This window comes from Autumnicola tepida (assembly GCF_031846485.1).
GTDB lineage: Bacteria > Bacteroidota > Bacteroidia > Flavobacteriales > Flavobacteriaceae > Autumnicola > Autumnicola tepida.
Map to the genome: position 1 here is coordinate 128,980 of NZ_JAVRHQ010000004.1, position 21,864 is coordinate 150,843.

The 21,864-nt window shown below is 36.1% G+C and carries 19 protein-coding genes and 2 pseudogenes; 19 read left to right on the plus strand and 2 right to left on the minus strand.

Going from position 1 to position 21,864, the window contains the following annotated elements; genetic code table 11:
- The first annotated feature begins 183 nt into the window (after positions 1-183).
- The 8 genes from RM553_RS05405 (at position 184) to RM553_RS05440 (ending at position 6,352) form a co-directional block, all read left to right on the plus strand.
- Positions 184-1,419 (plus strand): site-specific integrase, encoded by a 1,236-nt coding sequence (locus RM553_RS05405; RefSeq protein ID WP_311533939.1) that lies wholly within the window; start codon positions 184-186, stop codon positions 1,417-1,419.
- 599 nt (positions 1,420-2,018) lie between these two features.
- On the plus strand, positions 2,019-2,462 hold the full coding sequence (locus RM553_RS05410) for a hypothetical protein (RefSeq protein ID WP_311533940.1): 444 nt from the start codon (positions 2,019-2,021) through the stop codon (positions 2,460-2,462).
- Positions 2,463-2,578: 116 nt separating this feature from the next.
- Positions 2,579-2,809, plus strand: coding sequence for a helix-turn-helix domain-containing protein (locus tag RM553_RS05415; RefSeq protein WP_311533941.1), 231 nt, complete (start codon positions 2,579-2,581; stop codon positions 2,807-2,809).
- A gap of 4 nt (positions 2,810-2,813) precedes the next feature.
- The gene (locus RM553_RS05420; protein WP_311533942.1) at positions 2,814-3,608 is read left to right on the plus strand and encodes a phage replication protein O; all 795 of its coding nucleotides are present in this window, start codon (positions 2,814-2,816) and stop codon (positions 3,606-3,608) included.
- Positions 3,601-4,266, plus strand: a complete 666-nt coding sequence (locus RM553_RS05425) for a P-loop NTPase family protein (RefSeq protein ID WP_311533943.1) — start codon at positions 3,601-3,603, stop codon at positions 4,264-4,266. The genes RM553_RS05420 and RM553_RS05425 overlap by 8 nt, the downstream gene beginning before the upstream one ends.
- A 450-nt stretch (positions 4,267-4,716) precedes the next feature.
- Complete coding sequence (mbpA, locus tag RM553_RS05430) at positions 4,717-5,013, plus strand: mobilization protein MbpA (RefSeq protein ID WP_311533944.1); 297 nt, start codon at positions 4,717-4,719, stop codon at positions 5,011-5,013.
- Positions 5,010-5,882 (plus strand): relaxase/mobilization nuclease domain-containing protein, encoded by an 873-nt coding sequence (locus RM553_RS05435; protein WP_311533945.1) that lies wholly within the window; start codon positions 5,010-5,012, stop codon positions 5,880-5,882. Before mbpA ends, RM553_RS05435 begins: the two co-directional genes overlap by 4 nt.
- A gap of 11 nt (positions 5,883-5,893) precedes the next feature.
- Positions 5,894-6,352 (plus strand): DUF6730 family protein, encoded by a 459-nt coding sequence (locus tag RM553_RS05440; protein ID WP_311533946.1) that lies wholly within the window; start codon positions 5,894-5,896, stop codon positions 6,350-6,352.
- Between the two features lie 1,191 nt (positions 6,353-7,543).
- Here RM553_RS05440 and RM553_RS19705 read toward each other — a convergent pair.
- On the minus strand, positions 7,544-7,879 hold the full coding sequence (locus tag RM553_RS19705; RefSeq protein ID WP_432271450.1) for a nucleotidyltransferase domain-containing protein: 336 nt from the start codon (positions 7,877-7,879) through the stop codon (positions 7,544-7,546).
- Positions 7,869-8,294 (minus strand): annotated as a pseudogene (locus RM553_RS19710) (nucleotidyltransferase substrate binding protein). The gene RM553_RS19705 and the pseudogene RM553_RS19710 overlap by 11 nt, the downstream one beginning before the upstream one ends.
- 397 nt (positions 8,295-8,691) lie before the next feature.
- Here RM553_RS19710 and RM553_RS05445 point away from each other — a divergent pair.
- The 11 genes and pseudogenes from RM553_RS05445 to RM553_RS05495 all read left to right on the plus strand — a co-directional run bounded on the left by RM553_RS05445 (position 8,692) and on the right by RM553_RS05495 (position 21,862).
- Positions 8,692-9,165 carry a UpxY family transcription antiterminator gene (locus RM553_RS05445; protein ID WP_311533947.1) on the plus strand — a complete coding sequence of 158 codons (474 nt, stop codon included), beginning with the start codon at positions 8,692-8,694 and terminating at the stop codon, positions 9,163-9,165.
- A 928-nt stretch (positions 9,166-10,093) separates the two neighbouring features.
- Positions 10,094-10,177 (plus strand): annotated as a pseudogene (locus RM553_RS05450) (sugar phosphate nucleotidyltransferase); the annotation flags it as partial.
- A gap of 160 nt (positions 10,178-10,337) precedes the next feature.
- The gene (locus RM553_RS05455; RefSeq protein ID WP_432271449.1) at positions 10,338-11,657 is read left to right on the plus strand and encodes a nucleotide sugar dehydrogenase; all 1,320 of its coding nucleotides are present in this window, start codon (positions 10,338-10,340) and stop codon (positions 11,655-11,657) included.
- A 67-nt stretch (positions 11,658-11,724) separates the two neighbouring features.
- Positions 11,725-12,882 carry an acyltransferase family protein gene (locus RM553_RS05460; RefSeq protein WP_311533948.1) on the plus strand — a complete coding sequence of 386 codons (1,158 nt, stop codon included), beginning with the start codon at positions 11,725-11,727 and terminating at the stop codon, positions 12,880-12,882.
- A gap of 49 nt (positions 12,883-12,931) precedes the next feature.
- Entirely contained in the window at positions 12,932-14,455 is a 1,524-nt protein-coding gene (locus RM553_RS05465) for a lipopolysaccharide biosynthesis protein (RefSeq protein ID WP_311533949.1), read from the plus strand.
- The gene (locus RM553_RS05470) at positions 14,452-15,636 is read left to right on the plus strand and encodes a hypothetical protein (RefSeq protein ID WP_311533950.1); all 1,185 of its coding nucleotides are present in this window, start codon (positions 14,452-14,454) and stop codon (positions 15,634-15,636) included. The genes RM553_RS05465 and RM553_RS05470 overlap by 4 nt, the downstream gene beginning before the upstream one ends.
- A gap of 187 nt (positions 15,637-15,823) precedes the next feature.
- A complete protein-coding gene (locus RM553_RS05475) occupies positions 15,824-16,840 on the plus strand; it encodes a glycoside hydrolase family 88 protein (protein WP_311533951.1) in 1,017 nt (338 codons plus the stop codon).
- Positions 16,840-17,982 carry a polysaccharide pyruvyl transferase family protein gene (locus RM553_RS05480; RefSeq protein ID WP_311533952.1) on the plus strand — a complete coding sequence of 381 codons (1,143 nt, stop codon included), beginning with the start codon at positions 16,840-16,842 and terminating at the stop codon, positions 17,980-17,982. The genes RM553_RS05475 and RM553_RS05480 overlap by 1 nt, the downstream gene beginning before the upstream one ends.
- A 15-nt stretch (positions 17,983-17,997) precedes the next feature.
- Positions 17,998-18,927 (plus strand): glycosyltransferase family 2 protein, encoded by a 930-nt coding sequence (locus RM553_RS05485; RefSeq protein WP_311533953.1) that lies wholly within the window; start codon positions 17,998-18,000, stop codon positions 18,925-18,927.
- A 25-nt stretch (positions 18,928-18,952) separates the two neighbouring features.
- Positions 18,953-20,746: a hypothetical protein gene (locus RM553_RS05490; protein WP_311533954.1), complete on the plus strand. Its 1,794-nt coding sequence runs from the start codon at positions 18,953-18,955 to the stop codon at positions 20,744-20,746.
- Positions 20,747-21,862 (plus strand): glycosyltransferase, encoded by a 1,116-nt coding sequence (locus RM553_RS05495; RefSeq protein ID WP_311533955.1) that lies wholly within the window; start codon positions 20,747-20,749, stop codon positions 21,860-21,862.
- The last annotated feature ends 2 nt before the right edge of the window (positions 21,863-21,864 follow it).

Below are 21,864 nucleotides of genomic sequence, written 5' to 3' on the forward strand. Positions count from 1 at the left end.
TCATTTTATTTAATATCAAACAAAACCATTTGATATCAAATAAAAGGTGTCTAATTCGGTGGCACTTTAGGTGGCGCTAAAAGTGCGCCCGAATTGAACGTAACCTATTGTTAAATAGTATTTTGCGTGTTTTTAAATAAAAAAAAATGAAGTAAATTTATTTCGAATTTAAATACTATTAGGATGCAGGATTTACTATCAGTACTATTTTATGTGAGAAAAAGTAAGCATGAAAACGCTACTCATGCCACGGTATACCTGCGAATTACTTATGATGGAAAAAGAGCAGAAGTGAGCACAATGCGGAAAGTGCCTTTGGCTAAATGGAGCGCAAAGGCCAATAAAGCCAATGGCTCTTCCATAGAAGCAAAACAGGTCAACCGAAATTTAGACGTGATCAAAAACAGAGTTTACGAGATTTATCAAAAGCTTCTGGAAGGGAATGAGCATATAACTGCTACATTAATCAAGGATATTTATCTCGGGAATACAGATGAGAATAAATCTATCCTGGAGATGTTTGAGGAACATAATAACAGGATGTCGAAACTTGTAGGTAAAGATTATTCCTTCCGCACCCTCCAAAGATATAGAACCACACAAAAACATTTACTTGCCTTCATTTGCTCCTCTTATAAAAGAAAGGATTATCCTGTAAAAGGTATTGATACACAATTCATCAATGCCTTTATCTACTACCTAAAGACAGAGTTGAACCATACCCACAATTCAGCCTTGAAGTACCTCTCCTATCTTAAGAAAATAGTTAGGATGGCCTTTGCCAATGGCTGGATGGAAAAAGATCCCTTTTATAATTTCAAGCTCAAAACTGAATCAATTGATCGGGAATTCCTGACAAAAGAAGAAATTATCAAAATTATGGAAAAGGATTTTACTACTCCCAGAATAGAAAACGTCCGGGATGTTTTCCTTTTTTCTTGCAACACTGGATTGGCCTATTCAGATGTTGAGAAATTGACTGCGGACAATATAGTCAAAGGCATAGATGGTAGCCTATGGATTAAAATCAAAAGAACCAAAACAAAATCCCTGAGCAGCATTCCATTGCTTCCGATTGCACAGAAATTAATAGAGAAGTATAAAGATGTTGAAAATCCAAAAGGAACTTTATTTCCCGTCTATTCCAATCAACGTATGAATAGCTATTTAAAAGAGATTGCTGAACGTTGTGAAATTAAGAAGAACCTAACATTTCATATGGCCAGACATACATTCGCCACTACCGTTACACTTACTAATGGTGTACCTATAGAATCTGTAAGTAAGATGCTAGGCCATCGATCTTTAAAAACCACACAACATTATGCGAAGATTCTTGATGAAAAATTGAGTGAGGATATGAATTCTCTGAAGGAAAGAATTTCTGCAGCTGAAAAAGCGAGCAATGAAAATAAATAGAGCTAAACGCATTTTGCGCAACCAGGAGGTTTGAGCAGGAGTACCGGCAGGACGTTGTTGTAATGAGCGGTTTAATTTGTTTTCTTTTTCTATACTCACGGTTTAGAAATTACAACAAAAATAAACTGCGACTGAGGTTATTTTTAAACAAACATATAAACTTGAGTTTATAAAATTGCATATATTTAAACCTAGTCAATTCATTTTGAACTCCAATATCAAGAACCTCAATGCTTAGACTTTAGGAATGCACTCTTTGAAAGCCAACATATTCTTTCTTTTAATTATCTTTAGTAGATAACAATAAGAAAGATACCATGTTTTTAGAGCGGGTGGCGATTTTCACACTTCAGCTTAGGGCAAAAACCGTTGCTTTTTTGAATTCCCTGCTGCGGGAAACCGATTCGCAATTCGGTCAACTATTTTTCTCATGTTTCCTTTTCCTTGCTTCGTTGGCTCTTCTATATGTATGGATGAATCCCTTCCCCCTCTGGTTAAAATTAGGAAGTAGTTTTATTTTTGTATTCTGCGCATTACTTTCAGTAGCCGCCTTGTATTTCCACCTCTATAATAAGAGAGTCAGACATACATCAAATGGCATGGAAGTTTATATTCATAATGACCATGAAGTGGAAAAATTACCACATCTAAACCTTAAGGCCATTCCACTCACTACACTTCAGAAGAAACATATTTTTGAAGCATTTTCCCTGAATTTTTTAAGCGGAAGTTATCAAAGCTTTCAATCCCTGGTGCTGTTAAACCCGATATCTGAAAAAGATCGACTGGAATGGAAAGATGCTTCCCCTAAAAGGCCAAAGCAGGTCAACCGCCAAAGCCTTTTAGAATTCCTAAGCCAGCTGATGATCGGATTTGAAAATCTGGAGAATCACCAGATGATGGAATATGTCAACTACTACTTCATCCTTAAAAATTCAGAGGGGAACAACCAGAACTTATCTTCCAAAAATATCTCCGACTGGCGCACGAACAAAGCTCCATACCTAAAGGAGATCTCCAGGCTTTTTCAACAGTATCTATAAGGTAATTACCACTAGATTACCTGTTACCATATTGATATACAGGGATATTAGTCGGTCATTTGTTGCTGTAACCGAAAGACAACAATCGGTGTTGGCTTTCATAAAAAACAGAACTCATGGACAATTTACATTTGGAAGATCGCTTGCTTCGCATCGAAAAACTACTCACCGCAAACAAAGAAGTGCTAACCTTAGAAGAAGCCTGCCTGTACACCGGGATCTCGATGAGCTATATGTACAAGCTTACTGCGGCAGAAAAAATACCCCATTCCAAACCCAGTGGGAAGATGATCTATTTTGAGCGAACAAAACTCAATGCCTGGCTCTTGAGAAATTCAAAGCTTTAGTGTTATGAACGGCTATGAATTTTCCAGGATATGGTTTGATTACAGCTTTCTCAATCCCGGTAAAGTAAAACCGGTACATACCGCCATTTACTTCTTTGCCATAGAACGCTGCAACCGATTGGGATGGAAGGATGAATTTGGTTTTCCTACCGACCTGGCCATGGAAGCCCTGGGCATTAAAAATTACAGGACCTACATCGGGGCGCTACAGGACCTGGTGGATTGGGGATTTATCACGTGGATCCAAAAAAGCAGTAACCAGTACACTGCCAATGTCATTGCTTTGGTAAAAAATACTGAAGCACCACCCAAAGCATTGGACAAAGCACTGTCGCAGCAGGGTACAAAGCGCCTCCAAAGCATTGCGAGTATAAATAAACAATTAAACTATAAACCAATAAACCATAAAACCTTTTTTAAAAAGCCATTATTGAAAATCCACAGATCTGAAATTCCTGAAAATGAGCTGGGCTATTATGAATGGGCGGTAAAATTCCAGGAGCTGTTTCTGAAAAACTTAAAAAACAAAGGCGCGCCAACAAAAAAGACAGAGATGGCAAATTATGAGGATTTTGTAAACCCCATAAGGCTGATGAGGGAAAAAGATGGCGTTTCAGAAAGCCAGTTACAGCTTGCTTATGATTTGCTCGATGGGAACGATGAATTCTGGAAAGGGATTATTCTCGACACCAAAAAGCTTCGGCAGAAAGTAGGGCAACTGATCGCGCAGGGAAAACAACCTGGAAAAGCAGCACATATGGACCTCAGGGTCCGGCAAAAAATAAAAAGCTATGATTAGTTCATCCATTGACGTTCGTTCCCCAAAAGTTGCCGCAGCAACAAAAATTCAGGTGAACAATCAATCTCTGATCAGTAAACAACTTTTTTGGAAACTGTTCAATCGTCTTGCACCTGGCTTTAAGATCAAACCGGAAAATGAACAGATCATCTATAGCATTTTCCGCTATTTTTTACAGCTGCCGGATTTTAATGCCTACGGAATAATTAAAAATAACCCCAGCCTGGATAAAGGATTATTAGTGTATGGAGATTACGGAGTGGGCAAATCCACTTTGTTTGATGCGGTCCATGAAGTAGGAAAGTTAATTGTAATCCGTACTCAAAATACCCAACTCTGGTTTCCAAGGATATCCACGATCCATATGCTGACTAGGTACTATGAGACACAAAAGAATCCTACAAGCAATTTTAAACTGGAAAGCTACTACCATGGAAAATTGTACCTGGACGATCTTGGAAAAGAAGATAAAGCCTATAACCGGGAAGAGCTCATCGGGAAACTACTTTTTGAGAGACATCGGCGGAAACTAAAAACTTTTGTGACCACTAATGAAAATCCATCTGCTATAGCGGCCCGGTATGGAAATCATATTGGAGACCGGTTGCCGGAGATGTTCAATATCATCAAGTGGGAAGGAAAAAGCTGGAGGGAATAATTTATAAGCTTCAAGTTTTTAAAGAAACAAAAGTCCTCACCACATTTTCCACGATTTCGCAAAAGCTACATCTTAGGAAAAAACGGTTCGTCTGAAAAGAGTGGATTTGGAAGTAAGCCAAAAGGACCAGGAGAAGTAAGATCAGCTCGATTAAACGTTGGATTTGATAATGGAAACAAGTTGGCTGAAAAGAACCTTTTTGGCTTACCTCCGCAAAACTTTAATAGTTCCTGGATCAAAAGAAATCCGGTGCCAGCATAACAGATTTTAAATCACTGAAAAATCAATTTTTTGATTCCATTCAAAGGATGATCAAAGTGGAATGAAGCACATCATTGCATTGGTAAATTCCACAAGGGAGATTTCCATATGGAGTAGTAAAGCAAGATGTGTCATTGTCATGACAATCTTGCTTTACTCCCGGAGGTCGCAAAGATTTAAAAGAAAAAAATGAAAAGGGAATACATCCAGATCCGCTGCTCGATTTACGAGAAGAAACTGCTCCAAAGAAGAGCGGCCAGGGCAGGAATTTCCCTTTCCAAATATCTTCGCTCCACTGCTTTTGAACGGAATATTGTAGAACGCATTACTGCGGAGCAACTGGAATCTTACCAGATGCTGGTACAATACAAGAACAACTTTGCCCGCATCAGTAATATGTTTAAAAAAAGGGATCCCAAGTTAGCTGCAGCTGTGGGCCAGCTTGCGCAAGAGATCAGGACGCATCTAAAAAACTTTAAAAAATGATCGGGAAAGGACATGCCATCTCCAGTACAAAGGCATCTATCTCCTATGGCTGGAACCAGGAAAAGGAAGCGGAAGTGGTGCTGAAAGAATATCTGGCGGGAGATACTCCCACGGAGATCACAGAAGAGTTCCAGATCATCCAGTCCCAAAATGCTCGATGCATCAATAACACCCTTAGTTTTGTGGTTAGTCCTACCATTGAAGATGGTAAAAGCTTAAGCCCGGAAGAACTGGGAGAACTCGCTAAAAAGTTTTTAAAGGAGATGCACCTGCAAAACCATCAGGCTATTGGCTTTGTGCATAGGGATAAGGCACATACCCACGTGCATATCTATGCCAATAGGATCAGCCTTAGCGGAGAAGTCTATAAAGACAATTTTATAGGGAAAAGAAGCCAGCTGGCTGCAGATCATGTCGCTAAAGAATTAGGCCTTACCAGGGTCCGGGAAGTACAGTATGAAAAACTGCAGGAGTTAAAAGAAATTCGACAGGAAATCAAAACGATACATGACCGCGTTCTTCAAACAAGGCCAAAGTCCCTGGATGAGTATATAAGCAAAATGAAAGCTCATAAAGTGGAAGTGATTCCTACAATCAATAAGTCTAATCAACTGCAGGGCTTTCGTGTAGCATATAAAGGGACCAACCTTAAAGCCAGTGAAGTTGACCGATCAATGAGTGGGAATAGGTTAATTCCCCAGATCTCACAAAACAGAAGTTTTACAAGACTGAAGGAAGTCCCGAAAAATGTCTTTGTTTTAAATAAGGCTGTGCAGCTAAGCAATAACCTGGCGACCAAAATAGCCAAAGAACTTGTAACAGGAGCTATAAAAATAATAAGGGATACCGGAATAGGTATGGGATATTAAAATTTTGAGCGATGAAAAAACTAGATGAGATCATGGAACTGATGGCCGATGAGATGGCGGATTTTAAAATCGCTATTCTTAAGCTTCAATTGCTTTCCAGGCAACTATCGGAGCTGAGCATTCCCATCAGCACCGAAGCACTGGAAAAGAACCTGAACGTATTCCTGCAAAAGCAGGAAGCGCAAAGCCAGGGAAGGGATGAAATTTTAAGGGGGATTGATAAAAAACTAAAGCATGCCAGGCTTATACCCAATTATTTGCTTATCCTTTTGGGAGTACTTGGAATACTTAGCTTAGGACTGATAGGATACTTTAGTTATTCCGCCAATGCACAACAGGAAGAAAATTTTGAAGTGTACCGGACGGTTATGGAATCACAGAATAGATCGTACCAGGATTATTTTGTAGCATATCCGGAAATTCAGGAGGCATACTGCGAGTGGCTACAGGATGGATACTCGGATTTGTAATAGTGGATAGAGGATGGATACCAGGTTTGTCATGACAAATGGCCTTGTTGCAAAAATTAGTAAATTTGCGGCAAATGCCCTGGAAACCCCAGTAAAACCATTAGAATTTGCGGCAAAACTTTCAAAAAAAATTTCAACTTTTTAAAAAATAAAAGATTTTATTTCAAAGATTTACTGGAAATGCGCTGCGAAGCCTTGAAAACAAGCAAATATTTCCAGTAAACTTCAAATATAATGGAAGTAGGTCGCGCCCTATGATCTTTCCAACTATTTTAATAGAATTGAATATTTTTCCCTCAATACACCCCATGATTCTGCGAGGGGCGATATTGAGGAAAAAATATTTTTATGATGCATGCCTCGACAGCTTTACATATAGGCTATCTCTTTGTATGACGGCAAATGCCCGTGAAACCAATTTTTTTCTAATTATGTTAATAGTACTCCTTTTGCTCTTACCTTCTGATGCACGACGTTGATAATATTCACTTACTTCCTTGTTGTGCTGGATGGAGGATTTGACACACATGTCAAGAAGGTTTTTCATTCTTTTGTAGGTCAGAGGGCTAAGCGGAGTTTTCCTTAGGAGATTGGTGCCGGATCGGTCGGGGAATAGGGAAATGCTGTAATAGATAGCAAATTGTCTGGCTTTTTGGAGTTTTGTTATACTTAAGGAATGTTTGATCTCCAGGTCCGGGAATAATGGCAGAGGAAATTCCTTTTTTGGAAAGGTGCCTGGCCAACCGTTCTGAATAAAGACCAGTGTGTTCAAAGGCAAAAAAATACAATCCCTTAGATGGGAACTGGATTTATATACTCATTTGATTATTTATTCAAAACCTTCAACAGAATTTTCAAAGGTTGCCAATTGTTGATTGCTTTGGATGCAGACATGCAAAGTAATTTTACTGATATAAATGCTTTATGTGCAAGTTTATTTTTCCTTTGAAGATTGTTTAAGCGGGATAGCGGTTTATTTATTTTCGGGTCCAACTGTCCCAGAGCTGGTTCCCCAACAGGTTCAGAGGTGGTCCACAAGTAATCCTATGCTTATCCGTTTTTTGGACTAGCTATAAAATGGATTTATGGCCAAACACAAAAAATCCGCTACCCTGCCATTAAGGAATTTTCCGGCGCTTTAACCCAAATTGGATACTCTGATTTTTGCCATTCCTTTAATTTGAATACCTCTCAATTATTTACTACTGTTTCCTTTAAATAGAATTGCTTCCCCACTCTATCAGTATGCTCCACCAAATATGGATTAGAAAGTTTTTGATATAATGATAAGTCAATCCTATAAGGTAGCAAAAGAGCATCAAGTTTTCTCTCAACCTCAATCAATTCATCAAAATTCAGGTCAGCTTTTAAGGTAATATCGATGTCAGATCCTTCACGATAAGTTCCCAAAGCTCTGGAGCCATATATAATCGCCTCTTTAATTCCCGGAAAAGATTTGAAGACTTTTCTTAGTTTAAGAAGTACATGATCTTTTAACCTAAATTCCGTAATATTGTTATGATTCAGTACCCTTCCGAATACTCTTCATTTTTTCTTCAAAGTGATTAAATAGAGCTACATATTTTTTTGAAACAGAGTCTACTATTTCTATCGCAGTTTCTTCATCATACGTATAAGGAAATCTATTGCGACTAATAATCATGTCCATCCAGGCTTCTCCGTCTTTTATTAATTCAGATTTAAATGCCTCACGGGTAGCATCCCTGCTCCCCCGTATTTCAGGGTTGCCCTGGTAAGTAAAGTAATCTTTTATTACCTTCCAGGCGAGTTCGTGTGTAAATTAAAAAGACTGAATAAGGCCTTGCCTTTCAAGTTCCGAGAGATCCCGTTCTTTGCTTAAAGCTGCTGCCTTGTTCAATTGAATTAAAGCTTTTTCATAATTCATAAGGCGCTGATGCCATCTGATATCTTCTCCGGCCATACTGGAAGGTTTCTTTTACAAATGTAATTATTATGAATACATCTCAGAAGCACTATTGCAATAAGAAGCAATTAATTATGATCTTAATTTGTGATCAACTTTAGGGATATTAAATTCAGTAAACTCTTTGAATGTAAAGTATAAGCCAATGAGTTCAATTGACAAAGTTCATTTAACTATTATAACATTTCGTAGGAATGAAGTTTAAATGCACCTGAAGGTTCTTTACATTGAACAATCAGTTCCGGGCAAAAACCTCTGCCCATATTAGATAACCCACAGATGTTTCAAAATTTATTTTGGAAGACTTGTATTTTATGGTTTCATTTGTAATGATATTTCTCTACCCTGCTGCGGGAAATTAAAATTTTAGGTTTTAATAATCAAAAAGCGCAGTATGTCCTGGTATGTAATTCGAACTAAACCTCAGCATGAGATTAAAACTGCCAATTGCTTGGAACGATTGGGAGTGGAGGTATATTGCCCGGTGATAAAAGAAGTACGTCAATGGAGTGACCGGAAAAAGAAGGTCACAGTGCCACTGTTTACATCCTATTTATTCGTAAATCTTTCCGAAAAAGAACACAATGTGGTCTTCCAGGCTCCTGGCGTACTGAATTATTTGTACTGGCTTAAAAAACCGGCCATTGCAAAAAATGAGGAGATAGAGGCTATTAAAGTTTGGATAAATAATGATAAACTCGGGGACTTTCAAGTAACGCATCTGAAACCAGGGGACGAACTAAAGATAAAAACAGGCAATTTTGCCAATAAAAAGGCGGTCATTCAGGAAGTTGGTGGTAAAAAGCTAAAATTAATCCTGAAGGATCTGGGATGGACGCTTACTGCCCATATTGACGAAGTATTGTAAATTATCGATTATCAAAGTATGGATACTTTTTCAGCCAACACAGCTTTCTTGGTTTCTTTTTATAATTTTTACATTATAAGCGTTTTCTTGTTCATCCTTTCTGCAGACTTGAGTGGTGCATTTGTATAAATGGGTTCGGAAAATTTTGTTCGACCTGAGTATTTTTATAGTTACAGTGAAGGAGAATTTGTATTTCCTGTACTGCACTCTGTATATCAGTTAAATATTCCGCTCTTACCTTTGATTCCAAAGAAGCCACGAATAGATAATAATCTCATGAATCAGGCTTAATTTGATGATGGCACCCGTAACCAGTTAATGCTTAATTTGGCTATAGGACTTTTGATACCGCTAAATTACCCCAGGAGAAGAGTGACAGGGCATGTTTTTCTAACTAAAAATTTCTTCTAAAGTGGAATTTTAATTGTGGATCTGGTACTATTATTTTGAATAGTTTGTTCGTTCTGGGCCTCTGGTTAAAAAAAGCTAAGCAACTCAAATATCAGAATTTCCACTAGACCAAATCTTAAAGCATTCTTAAAATTGTGGCTTCAGATTTTCAATTTATCAATTAATCCTACACATTAATCTCAATATTGTTAATGAAGGAAATCCTTAGGGTTTCCCACAAGTAGCACTTCTTTTTTCTATAGCTGCTGTTGATCAAATATATTTCATTTTTAACACTTTTTGCTTGTGTTAATTAAATGTGAAATAATATATTTGCACCTTCTTAGCTGGAGCTGCTCTTTATCCGGTTTTTATAGCTTTTTATCGTCTTGCTCACTGAAAGATGGGACACAGGGCGGCGAAGCCGTAATAAATTCCTTATCAAGTTTCAAATTGTTAGGATTTTATCTTAGTAAATCAACAAAATCATTCCTATCTGTAAAAGGCCCTATTAAAAATTACAGATTAAATATGAAAAATGTCCCCAATAATTCACGTACTTCTCACAGGAGGAGTTGGTAGCAGGCTTTGGCCGCTATCCAGGCAATCACGGCCTAAGAGGTAATCAGGATTTTTAATTTTTTATATAACCGAAATATTTCGGGGCGCTTAATTTATGCGCTGTCCGAAAATTAATAACAACAACAGGCATAGCCTGGTATCAATATCAGAAACGTTTTAAAAATGGAAAATATAAAATAGCGGTAATTGGCCTGGGATATGTGGGTCTCCCACTGGCGAGGCTTTTCGCTACCAAATACCCGGTAATAGGATTTGACATAAATGCTGCCAGGGTAGAAGAGTTACAAAAAGGTTACGACAGCACCCTGGAAGTAGAAGACGAAAAGCTACAGGCGGTGCTGGTTAAAAGCATATATAACCTTCAAAAGCAACCAGCACTGGAACTCGCAGGAACTGCTTTTGAAGAAACAGACTCCTCCTCCTTCGGGGGAGGCCGGGAGGTGGATGGTCTTTTCATCACCCGTGACCTGGGGGATATTATGGACTGTAATTATTACATAATTACCGTTCCCACTCCCATAGATAAAAATAACCGTCCCGATCTTACCCCGCTTTACAAATCCAGTGAGAGCGTGGGAAAGGTTTTGAAAAAAGGAGATATTGTGATCTATGAATCTACGGTTTACCCCGGAGTGACTGAAGATGAATGTGTACCGGTGCTGGAGAAAACCAGCAGACTTAAATTCAACGAAGATTTCTTCGTGGGATATTCTCCTGAACGTATCAACCCGGGAGATAAAAAACATACCGTAGAAAAGATAATGAAGGTAACCGCAGGTTCGACACCAGAAATAGGTGAACGCGTAGATACGCTCTACAAGAGCGTGATTACTGCAGGAACCCACTTGGCTCCCACCATAAAAGTAGCTGAAGCCGCTAAAGTAATTGAGAATTCCCAACGGGATATCAACATTGCTTTTGTGAATGAACTGGCGAAGATCTTTAATAAAATGAACATCGATACGAACCACGTACTGGAAGCAGCCGGTACCAAGTGGAACTTCCTGCCTTTTAGACCGGGACTGGTTGGGGGGCACTGTATAGGGGTAGACCCTTACTACCTGGCACAAAAGGCCCAGGAAATGGGTTATCATCCGGAAATCATTCTTGCCGGTAGGCGTATGAATGATTCTATGGGGCAATATGTTGCTTCTGAAGTGATAAAACTGATGCTTAAAAGCGACATGAAGGTAAAAGGAGCTAACATTCTTGTACTGGGGATCACTTTTAAAGAAAACTGCCCCGATGTTCGAAATACCAAAGTGGTAGATGTAGTAAGACATCTGGAAGAGTATCAAACCAATGTGACTATTTACGATCCACTAGCCAATCCTGCTGAAGTGAGGCATGAATACAACCTTGAAACAACCAACAAATTGCCGGAAGGACAATTTGATGCTGTGGTATTGGCCGTGGCTCATAAGGAATTTCTAAAAATGAACCTTGACGCTTTAAAAAATGAAGGTGCTGTGGTGTATGATGTGAAAGGAATTATGGCTCATTCGAGTGGAAAATTATAATATGAGAGTCTTAAACAACTTTTATAGCCCGCAACCGGAAAGCTGATTTAATTTATTTTCTCATAATATGGAAAAAAACCAAGCAATTCATTTAACAGGTTTAAATGGTCTCAGAGCAATTGCATCTATGGCAGTTGTATTTTCTCATATAAGTTTAGCTTTACCTTTATTTGGATTAGCGCCCCTTTTCACAGATGCCCTAGGGAATCCAAAGGGAATACTTATGGCCTCACACGGGGTTACTATTTTTTTTGCTCTTAGTGGTTTTTTAATAACATTCCTGTTGTTAAAAGAAAAAGAAAAACAAAAGATCAATATTCAACATTTTTATATACGCAGAGCTTTGCGAATATGGCCATTATATTATTTATTCATAGCTGTTCTTACTGCTACTTATTTTGTGTTTGGCATCGAATTCAATGAAAAACTTGTACCATTCTACATTTTCTTGGCAGCAAATATTCCTATTATTATTAATTCGATGTTGCCATACATGGGGCATCTGTGGTCAATAGCCGTTGAAGAACAATTCTACCTGTTCTGGCCATGGATAGGAAAATTTGACAATAAAAAACTCTTTAAATTTGCCGTGGTTTTTGCCGCGATTTTTTACATAATAAAATTTTTCCTTTATGTTTTTCGCGATGACAACGTGACCCTATCTCTACTTTTAACAGCAATGAATGTCACAAGATTCCATATTATGATAATTGGAGCTATTGGAGCTATTTTTTACTATAATAAAAGTAAATGGATTGCATATTTTATCAATAGAAAGACACAGGTTATTTCATGGTCAATTATAGCACTTTCAGCTTTAAATATTTTTAATATTTCTTCTGCTTTAATTGACTCAGAAATCATAGCTATTACAACAGTAATGATAATTTTTAGTCAAATTATGCGAAAAAATATGATAATTGACTTAGATAAATTAATTTTTAATTTCTTAGGAAAAATATCTTACGGAGTATATGTAATTCATCCTTTATTAATTTTTCTTGTTTATAAGATATTCGGGGAATTTGACCACTCTTCTTTTGTTAATTACATATTGCTTTACGGTGTTATTATTCTTGCAACGATTATTTTGGCTTATATTTCCTATACCTACTTTGAAAGACCATTCATCAAATTGAAGCAGAAATTCACATCAATCAGAAGTAGTCCGTACTTGAAAAGCTCGCCTACCGGACGTAAAAAGTTTGGCCTTCCACCATCATAAAGAAAGTATATTTAATCATTTTTCACATCGTTATTTAAACAGTAAAACTTTGAGCCAACTTAAAAAGGGCGTAATTCTTTCGTACGTTACCATCATTCTAACAAACGTGATTGGATTGGTTTTAACTCCATTTATTATTAGAAGTCTGGGGAATTCAGAGTATGGATTATATGCCTTAATAGGTGCTTTTGTAGGGTATATTAGTGTTCTCGACCTTGGACTAAACAATACGATCGTGCGTTACGTAGCTCAATTTAGGGCTGAAAATGATAAAAAGGGGGAAGAAAGTTTTTTGTCTACCACCATGATGATTTATGGAGTCATCTCTGTATTAATTGGACTCATTGGGATACTTCTTTATTATAACCTGGAATCAATTTTCGGTTCTTCTCTAACATCAGAGGAAATGACTAAGGCTAAGGTCATGTTTCTTATTCTCATTTTTAATATTGCAATTACACTACCTGGTGGAGCTTTTACTGCTATTTCTAATGGCTATGAGCATTTTGTTTTTCCCAGAACTATTAATATAGTACGGTATATTGTCCGATCGGCGGCTGTTGTAGGGTTGTTATTAATGGGAGGTGATGCCATAGGTCTAGTTCTCCTGGATACATTGATGAACATTTTAATTATTATTGTAAACGGTTTTTACGTTTTTAAAAGGTTAGGAGTCAGATTTAAACTACACACTTACGAGTTTTCCTTGGTAAAAGTTATATTCTCCTATTCGATCTGGATTTTCATATTTGCTATTGTCCAACAATTTCAATGGAAAGGGGGGCAAGTATTGCTCGGAATAAAAACAGATACTGTAACTGTAGGTATTTATGCGGTGGGAATTGTTTTAGGCAGCTATTATAGTAGTTTCTCCGGAGCGATTTCTTCAGTTTTTTTACCTAAAGCTACTCAGATGGTGGTTAAAAGCTCCACTAAAGAAGAACTAACCGGTATGATGATAAAAATAGGGCGGCTGTCGCTAATTGTTTTGCTGGCGATTTTAGGAGCTTTCATTTTGTTCGGGAAACAATTTGTTACACTCTGGGTTGGCGAATCCTATGAATTATCCTGGATCATAGCTTTAACAGTTATGTTAGCTTACACGCTTCCTCTTATTCAAAACTTCGCAAACTCACTACTGGAAGCAAACAAAAAATTTTATTTTAAAGCTATTATATACCTTATTTTTATTGGTTTAGGAACTTTGCTAGGATGGTTCTTAATTGATTCTCTAGGAATGTCGGGTATGATCTATGGAATCGTAGCTGGATGGTTAGTTGCCCTAATAATAATGAATATTTATTACCATAAAATTCTAAAGTTAGATATTCCTCAATTTTTTAAAGAAGTGTTTAGGCGAATACTGCCTGGATTTATCATTGTTATGTGTGTTGGTTTTTTAATTAAAGAGATTCCAGGGAGCGGATGGTTAAATTTTTCAATTAAAAGTTTACTTTATATTACTGCTTACTGTCTTGTATTTTTCACATTAGCACTAAATGGCTTTGAGAGATCATTAGTTGCTAATTTTTTCAAACTGAAAGTAAGACTTTCACCATCATCAAGATTATGATAATAGTAGAAGAAGTTTCTAAGGAAATTATTGATAAAAAAATTAGACTTTCCTGTAAGTTCACTGATAATGGCGTGGAGGATATTCTCTGGTTCGAAACTTCTATCGAAAATGAAGTGTATTTGAACACAAATATTTGCGACTCTTTTTTTGTCGTCCTATTTTTACGATCCATTCATACTAAACAGGATATTTACCTAAAATCCCCGGTATCCAGAAGACTACTATACGGTGTCGAAAATTATCTGGTGGATATATTAATAATGATGAATCCAGGGTATAGAAGAATAAACATCGATGCGCCCATAAGTGAGAAAACATTTCCAGAGGCAAATGGAATCGCAACTGCAATGTCTTTAGGGATCGATTCCTTTTATACCCTTGCAAAAAACAATAAAGGTCATAATCCTGTAACACATTTGACCCTCTATAATGCAGGTGCATTTGGGACCAATGGTGGTAAAGAAGCAAGAAAATTATTTTATTCTATTATAAATCAAGCCAAAGCTCTTGCTGATCATTTGCAGATGCCTTTAATATGGGTTGATACGAATTTAAATGAAATCCTTGATAGGCCTTTTGTCCCTACCCATACCTTTAGAAACTTAGCCTGTTCCCTATTGTTTCAAAATATCTTTAAAACATACTATTATTCATCTGGTCACAACATAAAAGATTTTAGAGTCGATCCTTCTGATACTGCGAATTATGACTTAATTATTGCTGTCGCCCTTTCATCCAACAGCTTAAATTTCGAAATCTTTGGTTTAATGGCGAATAGGGTAGAAAAGACCAAAGAGATAATGAATTATAAGCCGGCTCAAGATCACCTCAATGTTTGCATTGTGACTACTGAATATGATCACGTGAAAATTCAAGATAACAAAATCAAAAACTGTTCTAATTGCTACAAATGTGTTAGAACAATGTTAGCTCTAGATATTGCTGGCAAGCTTGAACCTTTTTCGAATGTTTTTGATATATACCATTTTAAAACTAATAAAAATAAATTTTTAGCAGAAACCATTTACCATTATCTGAGGTCTAAAAATACCTTTTCTGCAGAAATTCTAAATGAATGCAAAAAACAAAATTATAAAATACCGCCTAGAACTTATTATCACCTTCTATTGAGGTGCTTCCATCCAATAAAACAGAGATTAAATATTCCTACTAAATAACTGCGGCGGCATTAATTTTACAATTAAAATGATTTTCATATTATTCACAATTTGCTTTTTTTTAGTTCTCCTGCTAATAACCTTTGAATGTATTCCCTTATATAAAAAAAAGTTCCATAAAGAAAAACTAATGCCCTTTGATTCCATTGGAGTCATTAAACATTTAATCATTTTCAGAGGCCTTCTAATGGCTCGTTCCAGTAAAGTAGCAATGTCATTTGATGACGCGGAAGGGCTATATCCTTTTTTAGCAAAAGTAAAATCCAAAATACAACGAAAGGATAAGGAAGATTATAAGTACTTTAACTTTCCACGAGCTTACCTATTGAATGGACTACTGGATGTTTTCGACAACGGTGGAGACAAAGAAGTTTTAATCACGGTTGAAAAGGAGATAAAAAAAATTATTGATGCGTCGGGAAATCTGCACTTTAAATTTGATAAGATTGACCAATCTCTTTTTGGAGTAATCTTATCAAGATTATACCTTAGCGATGAAAAAGAATCTTACTCTAAAGCATTATCGCACATAGAGCATGAAGTAAAAAAATTTATTAATGACGAGCAAGATTTAATTCTCTATAGAAAAGGTATTGATGTATGTTTTGTAGACACATTGGGAATGGTATGCCCGTTCCTCTACACCTATGGAAGTAGTTTTCAAAAAGAAGATCTTATACGTCTAGCCAATGAGCAACTCTATTTTTACATAAAAAACGGAACGGATAAATCAGGTCTACTACCTTTTCATGCAGTAGATTTAAAAAATAAAATCCATTTAGGCCCCACCAACTGGGGACGAGGTATAGGGTGGTTCATGATAGGCTTAGCTTTTTCGCTAAAATATACGACCGCCTCCAACAATCCACACTACAAATTATTCCGCTCTACCTTTGAAGAACTAGATATAAAACTTCAAGAACTAAAGATCAAGAACCTTCATTGGTCGCAGTTTTTAGGCCATACTAATGATACCTCCATTGATACTTCTATCACACTAATGTTATATTATGCTAGGACCGTAAGTGGTAAAGAAGTTAAAATTAAAGAGGTGGAAAAGTCTTTACAAGATTCAATCAATAAAGAAGGATATGTACTGAATAGTAGCGGAGATACTATTTATATAAATAAATATGCGACAAAAAAGGGTAAATCAGAACTCACCCAGGGATTATTATTGTCACTAATTGCAAATACAAATTAATGAAAATTGGAATTTTATCACTTCCTATGTGGAACAATTATGGCGGGATACTTCAAGCTTATGCACTGCAATCCGTTTTAAAGGATCTAGGCCATGAAACAGAATTTATAAACAGGCATCATCCCAAGCCATCTTTCATTTCCGAGAAGAAAAACAAATTCAAAAGGTTTTTAAAACAAAATCTTATATCAAAAGAGAATACAGTTTTTTATCCCGATTATCGTCAGAAAAATTATATTTCAACAAACACCCTTGAATTTATAAAACGTGAAATCAAACCAATAACTGCTGTATTGGTAGAGAACGACCATATGAAATCTATAGGTGAGAATTATGACGCAATTATAGTTGGAAGTGACCAGGTGTGGAGACCGAGATATGTTCCCGACATTTATAATTATTTTTTGGATTTCGCATCTGAAGATGTTATTAAAATATCCTTTGCTGCCTCATTTGGAACAGATAAGTGGGAATATTCCCCAGAAGAAACCAAAGTATGCAGAAGGCTTCTGCAAAACTTCAACCGGGTTTCCGTCAGGGAAGATTCTGCAGTAGCTCTGGTAAAAGAAAAATTTAATGTTAAAGCTGAACATACTTTGGATCCTACCATGTTGTTAGATAAGAGTCGCTATTTGGATCTTGTTAGAAAGTATGAAAAAGAAAGACCTAGTAAAGGTGATTTATTTACTTATATTTTAGATTCGAATTTAGACAATGATACAATCGTTGGAAAGGTATCCTCACGTTTAAACTTAAAGCCCTTCGAGGTCATGCCAAAACCTTTTGATAAGGACTTTAATCACGAGGTTCAGGAATATATTTTTCCCCAGCTAACCAAATGGCTAAAAGCCTTTAATGATGCCGAATTTGTTATAGCAGATTCTTTTCATGGGTGTGTGTTTTCTATAATTTTCAATAAACCTTTTATTGCCATAGGAAATAAAGAACGTGGCCTAGCCAGATTTAAATCTCTTCTGAAAATGTTTCAATTAGAAGATAGGTTAATTCTTAGTCCGGCAGAATTAAATGAAGATCTTATCGACTCCAAAATTAACTGGACAACCGTCAACGGCATTTTGGAAAATAAAAAAAAGGTTTCTTTTTCCTTTTTACAAGAAGCTTTAACTGAGAAAGAGAAGTAAAAATTGTACAATCCTTTGATTTCTATTATCGTTCCTATTTACAATGCTGAGAACTATCTCTTTAATTGTATTGAGAGTATTTTAGGTCAATCTTATCAGAAATTTCAAATAATATTAGTTGATGATGGTTCTACAGATAACTCTTTGAGCATTTGCACAAAATTTGCTAGTAATGATGGCAGAATTAAAGTTTTGACCAAGTCAAATGGAGGAGTTAGCTCAGCCAGGAATGCAGGTTTAAAAAACAGCACCGGCAAATATATTCTGCAGATTGATGCTGATGATATCCTATTAGATGATGCTCTTTTAGAACTAGTTACTCAAGCAGAAAACAACGGCAGCGATATAGTAATTGGAGATTATATAATTGAAAATTCATCATCAAAAGATATTGTTAGACATAAACCAATTATTGATTATGATCATTTGTTACTAATGATTTTAGAGGGTAAAGTTCATGCAGCTCTCTGGAACAAATTAATCAGTAAAAAACTCTTTTATGGTCTTCAATTTGAGGAAGGAAGAGATTACATGGAGGATAAGCTCATCTTAATCAAAATCTTGACTAAAAAGCCAAAAGTAAGTACTCTTCATAAAACGGTTTATAGATATATACAAAGAGAGACTTCTTATTCAAACAAGCTGTCCTCAGAATCTTTTTTAGCATATGAATTCGTAATCAATCAATCTGAAAAGTTGTTAAGTGAAAATCCGCAGTTTCTCAAACCTATTAGAAACATGAAGCTTTCCTATAAACTTTTTGTTTTACTTAACAGGGAACAATCCGGGACTGGAATAGCAAACATTTTTCATGAAGTCAATGATGAAGTCTTTGGGAACAATTCTCTCTCTCCAGTTCACAAAATTCTGCTTTGGTCCGCAATAAATAATTTTAATTTACCTCTAAAAATCTATCGCTTCCAAAGAGCTTTAGTAAGAAATTAAACATCCTGGTTAGAACTATCGACTAATGGCAAAATACGTCTTCATTACCTACTTTAACGAGCAACCTCAACAGATTGTCAAGGACAATTTACAAAAGGTTTGTGATAGATTAACTCCTATTGAAATTAAACCCTACGTAAAACATACCATTTTTAAGAGCGCCTTTTCTAAAAATACCTTTATAGCCGCTCAAAATGATGAAATAATAAAGGACACCTCTTTTGTAGAAATGGGTAAAGTCTATTCCGAAACAAATGAATATAAGAGTGTGGGTAAAGATGTACCAGATGGCTCTTATGCTTTCATTCGTTTTAACGAGAACAACTTGGAATTTTTTTGTGACTCCTTTGGGTCAAGAACACTCTGGTACTACTATGATTCCGAAAAGATCATTCTTTCTACATCTCAAAGAGCTATTACAATGTTAAAAGGAACTTACAAGGTCGAAAAATCTACTTTATCCTGGTTTTTGTCGTCTGGTACTCAAGGAGTTTTTTCTTCGTGGGATTCAAATATTAAAATGGTTTTACCCAGAACTCTGTATAACTTTAATTTCTCTAACTGGAATTTGACAGAAAAAGATAAGTGTGATAATAATTATGAGATAGAGAGTAATTTTTCTTTTAAGGAAATAAAAGAAAAATTTACTTCAGAACTAGTGAAAAATATTGTTTCCTCTTTAGATCGAAATAATCCCAAAGAAATACTTTTGCCTCTCTCTGGAGGCAATGATAGTAGACTACTTCTTTATTTGACGGAAAAATATCCTAATTTATCTACTGTTGATCTTATAAATTGGGGCGTTCCATCTGATGGATCTGTTTTTAATGATAAGGTAGCTTCCAGAAAAATCGCCCACTGTTATAAAAGGAAATATCTGGATATTGTAATACCATCAGAAGTAGAGGATAAAGATAAGCTTCTGCACGACTTTGTTCTCCACAGTGAAGGCAGAATTGATCATTTTAACGCATATACAGATTCCTTTAAATTTTGGAGTGGTCTAACCCAAAAAGGATACAAAGTAGTAGTGCGCGGAGATATTCCTTTCACTGAAGGACTAGATTTGAATAATATAATGGCCCGCACCCATACGGGAATAAATAAATTTACAGACTACGAAAATTATGAGGATTACGATCTTAATGGTTTTTTTGACCTGCAAAAAGATCCTGCAAACTTGAACAAGAAAAATAGAGAGTCATACCTACAGTGGAGAGATAGACTTTATGTTAGTTTAAGAATTCCAGTTGTTATTTCTACCTTTAACGACATAACTGCATCTTATATGGAGAGTAGATCTCCTATAATGTCGGGTAAACTTTTTCATCTATACTCCACCCTGGAGGATAGAAAAAAAGGTAACAAGAAAATTATTGTTGATTTGAGTAAGCAACTAGATAAAAGCGGTGTTTCCTTTGCAGCTAGTCCCTCAATACCTAACCAAGCAAATATTTTTAAAAATGACACAGGGATAAAATTTTTGAAGGACTATCTCGAACAACTCTCGGGAAACAAACATTTTTCTTCTAGCCTGATTGCAAGCGTGCAGGACAAATTAGAAAAACTGGAACTGAAACCAAATGGTTCAAACACTTTTGTGTCGAAGTTTCAAATCCTGTTATCCGAAAATTTGCCAATGCGAGTTAAGGCATACTTGAAAAGCAAAAAGAAATTGCATCTAGATCCCATTACCATTGCTTACCGCCTGGTTATGGTTGACAAAATTCTTAAAATGTATCAGAACGATAGTAGATACTTGTATGGCATTAAAAACGATACAATCGGAGAAGTTCCACTAAAAAGTTTAAAAGGTTAAATGGAGCGAATTCTGCATATAGTAGGGCGAATGGATAGGGCAGGTGCTGAAACAATGATAATGAACCTTTATAGAGCTATTGATCGCAAGAATTTTCAATTTGATTTCTTATACTTCACTGGCGAGGTATGTGATTATGATCATGAAATAGAACTTTTAGGAGGTAAAATTTATAGGCTTCCTTCTGAAGAATTTAGCAATCCATTAAAAAAAATGCTTGCTGTAAACCAATTTTTAAAGAAGGAAAATCATATAAAAACTATACATTGTCACATGCTTTTGAGTAGCGGGTTTCATTTGTTAGCAGCCTATCTAGCCGGTGTAAAAAAACGAATTGTTCATTCCCACAGCACAAGTAATAAAAATAATCGCAAAGCGATATATAACCTTCCATACAAAAAACTATCTCAAGTCCTTATAAATAATCTTGCTACTCAATTTATCGCCTGCGGTAAAGAAGCTGGATCTTTTTTATTTCCGTATCGCAAAAAATTTATTGTTCTTCCTAATGCTATTGACACTGCCCTGTTTAATGAGATAGGAAAAAAGAAGTCGAGCTTTCTCCGTGACCTCTTGAAAATTCCCAGAGAAACGTTGATCATAGTACAAGTCGGCAGATTTAATCATATAAAAAACCATAGTTTTACACTGAAACTAGCCAGATTTATGAAAGAACAAAATAAAGACTTTCATTTTGTATTTGTAGGTAATGGTTCTTTATTAAAAGAATTCCAGGATAAATCTAGAAAGGATGGTTTAAAAAATAACCTTTCGTTTTTAGGATTAAGAGAAGACATTCCGGAAATTCTTGCAGGTTCAGATGTAATGATCCTACCGTCCTTACACGAAGGTTTTCCCGTTGTACTAGTGGAATCTCAATCTGTTGGAATCCCTGCAATAGTTTCAAATACGGTTTCGAATGAAGTTGATTTAGGGGTGGGACTGATCACCTTTAGATCATTAAATTCCTCCCTCCAACAATGGTGTGATGATTTATTCGCTGTTCAAAAGAAAAGTTGGATGAATGAACAGAAGAGATTAGAAATAATTAAAAAAAGTGGTTTTGATATACAATCAAGTAGCAAGAAAATAGAAGCCATTTACTCTGCTGAATAAAA

What these genes read in the sequence shown, in the direction of transcription:
- RM553_RS05440 (WP_311533946.1), top strand. Translation starts at nt 5,894, where the DNA reads ATGAAAAAACTAGATGAGATCATGGAACTGATGGCCGATGAGATGGCG.
- RM553_RS05405 (WP_311533939.1), top strand. Translation starts at nt 184, where the DNA reads ATGCAGGATTTACTATCAGTACTATTTTATGTGAGAAAAAGTAAGCAT.
- mbpA (WP_311533944.1), top strand. Translation starts at nt 4,717, where the DNA reads ATGAAAAGGGAATACATCCAGATCCGCTGCTCGATTTACGAGAAGAAA.
- RM553_RS05460 (WP_311533948.1), top strand. Translation starts at nt 11,725, where the DNA reads ATGGAAAAAAACCAAGCAATTCATTTAACAGGTTTAAATGGTCTCAGA.
- RM553_RS05435 (WP_311533945.1), top strand. Translation starts at nt 5,010, where the DNA reads ATGATCGGGAAAGGACATGCCATCTCCAGTACAAAGGCATCTATCTCC.
- RM553_RS05490 (WP_311533954.1), top strand. Translation starts at nt 18,953, where the DNA reads ATGGCAAAATACGTCTTCATTACCTACTTTAACGAGCAACCTCAACAG.
- RM553_RS05475 (WP_311533951.1), top strand. Translation starts at nt 15,824, where the DNA reads ATGGCTCGTTCCAGTAAAGTAGCAATGTCATTTGATGACGCGGAAGGG.
- RM553_RS05470 (WP_311533950.1), top strand. Translation starts at nt 14,452, where the DNA reads ATGATAATAGTAGAAGAAGTTTCTAAGGAAATTATTGATAAAAAAATT.
- RM553_RS05480 (WP_311533952.1), top strand. Translation starts at nt 16,840, where the DNA reads ATGAAAATTGGAATTTTATCACTTCCTATGTGGAACAATTATGGCGGG.
- RM553_RS05495 (WP_311533955.1), top strand. Translation starts at nt 20,747, where the DNA reads ATGGAGCGAATTCTGCATATAGTAGGGCGAATGGATAGGGCAGGTGCT.
- RM553_RS05410 (WP_311533940.1), top strand. Translation starts at nt 2,019, where the DNA reads ATGGAAGTTTATATTCATAATGACCATGAAGTGGAAAAATTACCACAT.
- RM553_RS05445 (WP_311533947.1), top strand. Translation starts at nt 8,692, where the DNA reads ATGTCCTGGTATGTAATTCGAACTAAACCTCAGCATGAGATTAAAACT.
- RM553_RS05420 (WP_311533942.1), top strand. Translation starts at nt 2,814, where the DNA reads ATGAACGGCTATGAATTTTCCAGGATATGGTTTGATTACAGCTTTCTC.
- RM553_RS05425 (WP_311533943.1), top strand. Translation starts at nt 3,601, where the DNA reads ATGATTAGTTCATCCATTGACGTTCGTTCCCCAAAAGTTGCCGCAGCA.
- RM553_RS05415 (WP_311533941.1), top strand. Translation starts at nt 2,579, where the DNA reads ATGGACAATTTACATTTGGAAGATCGCTTGCTTCGCATCGAAAAACTA.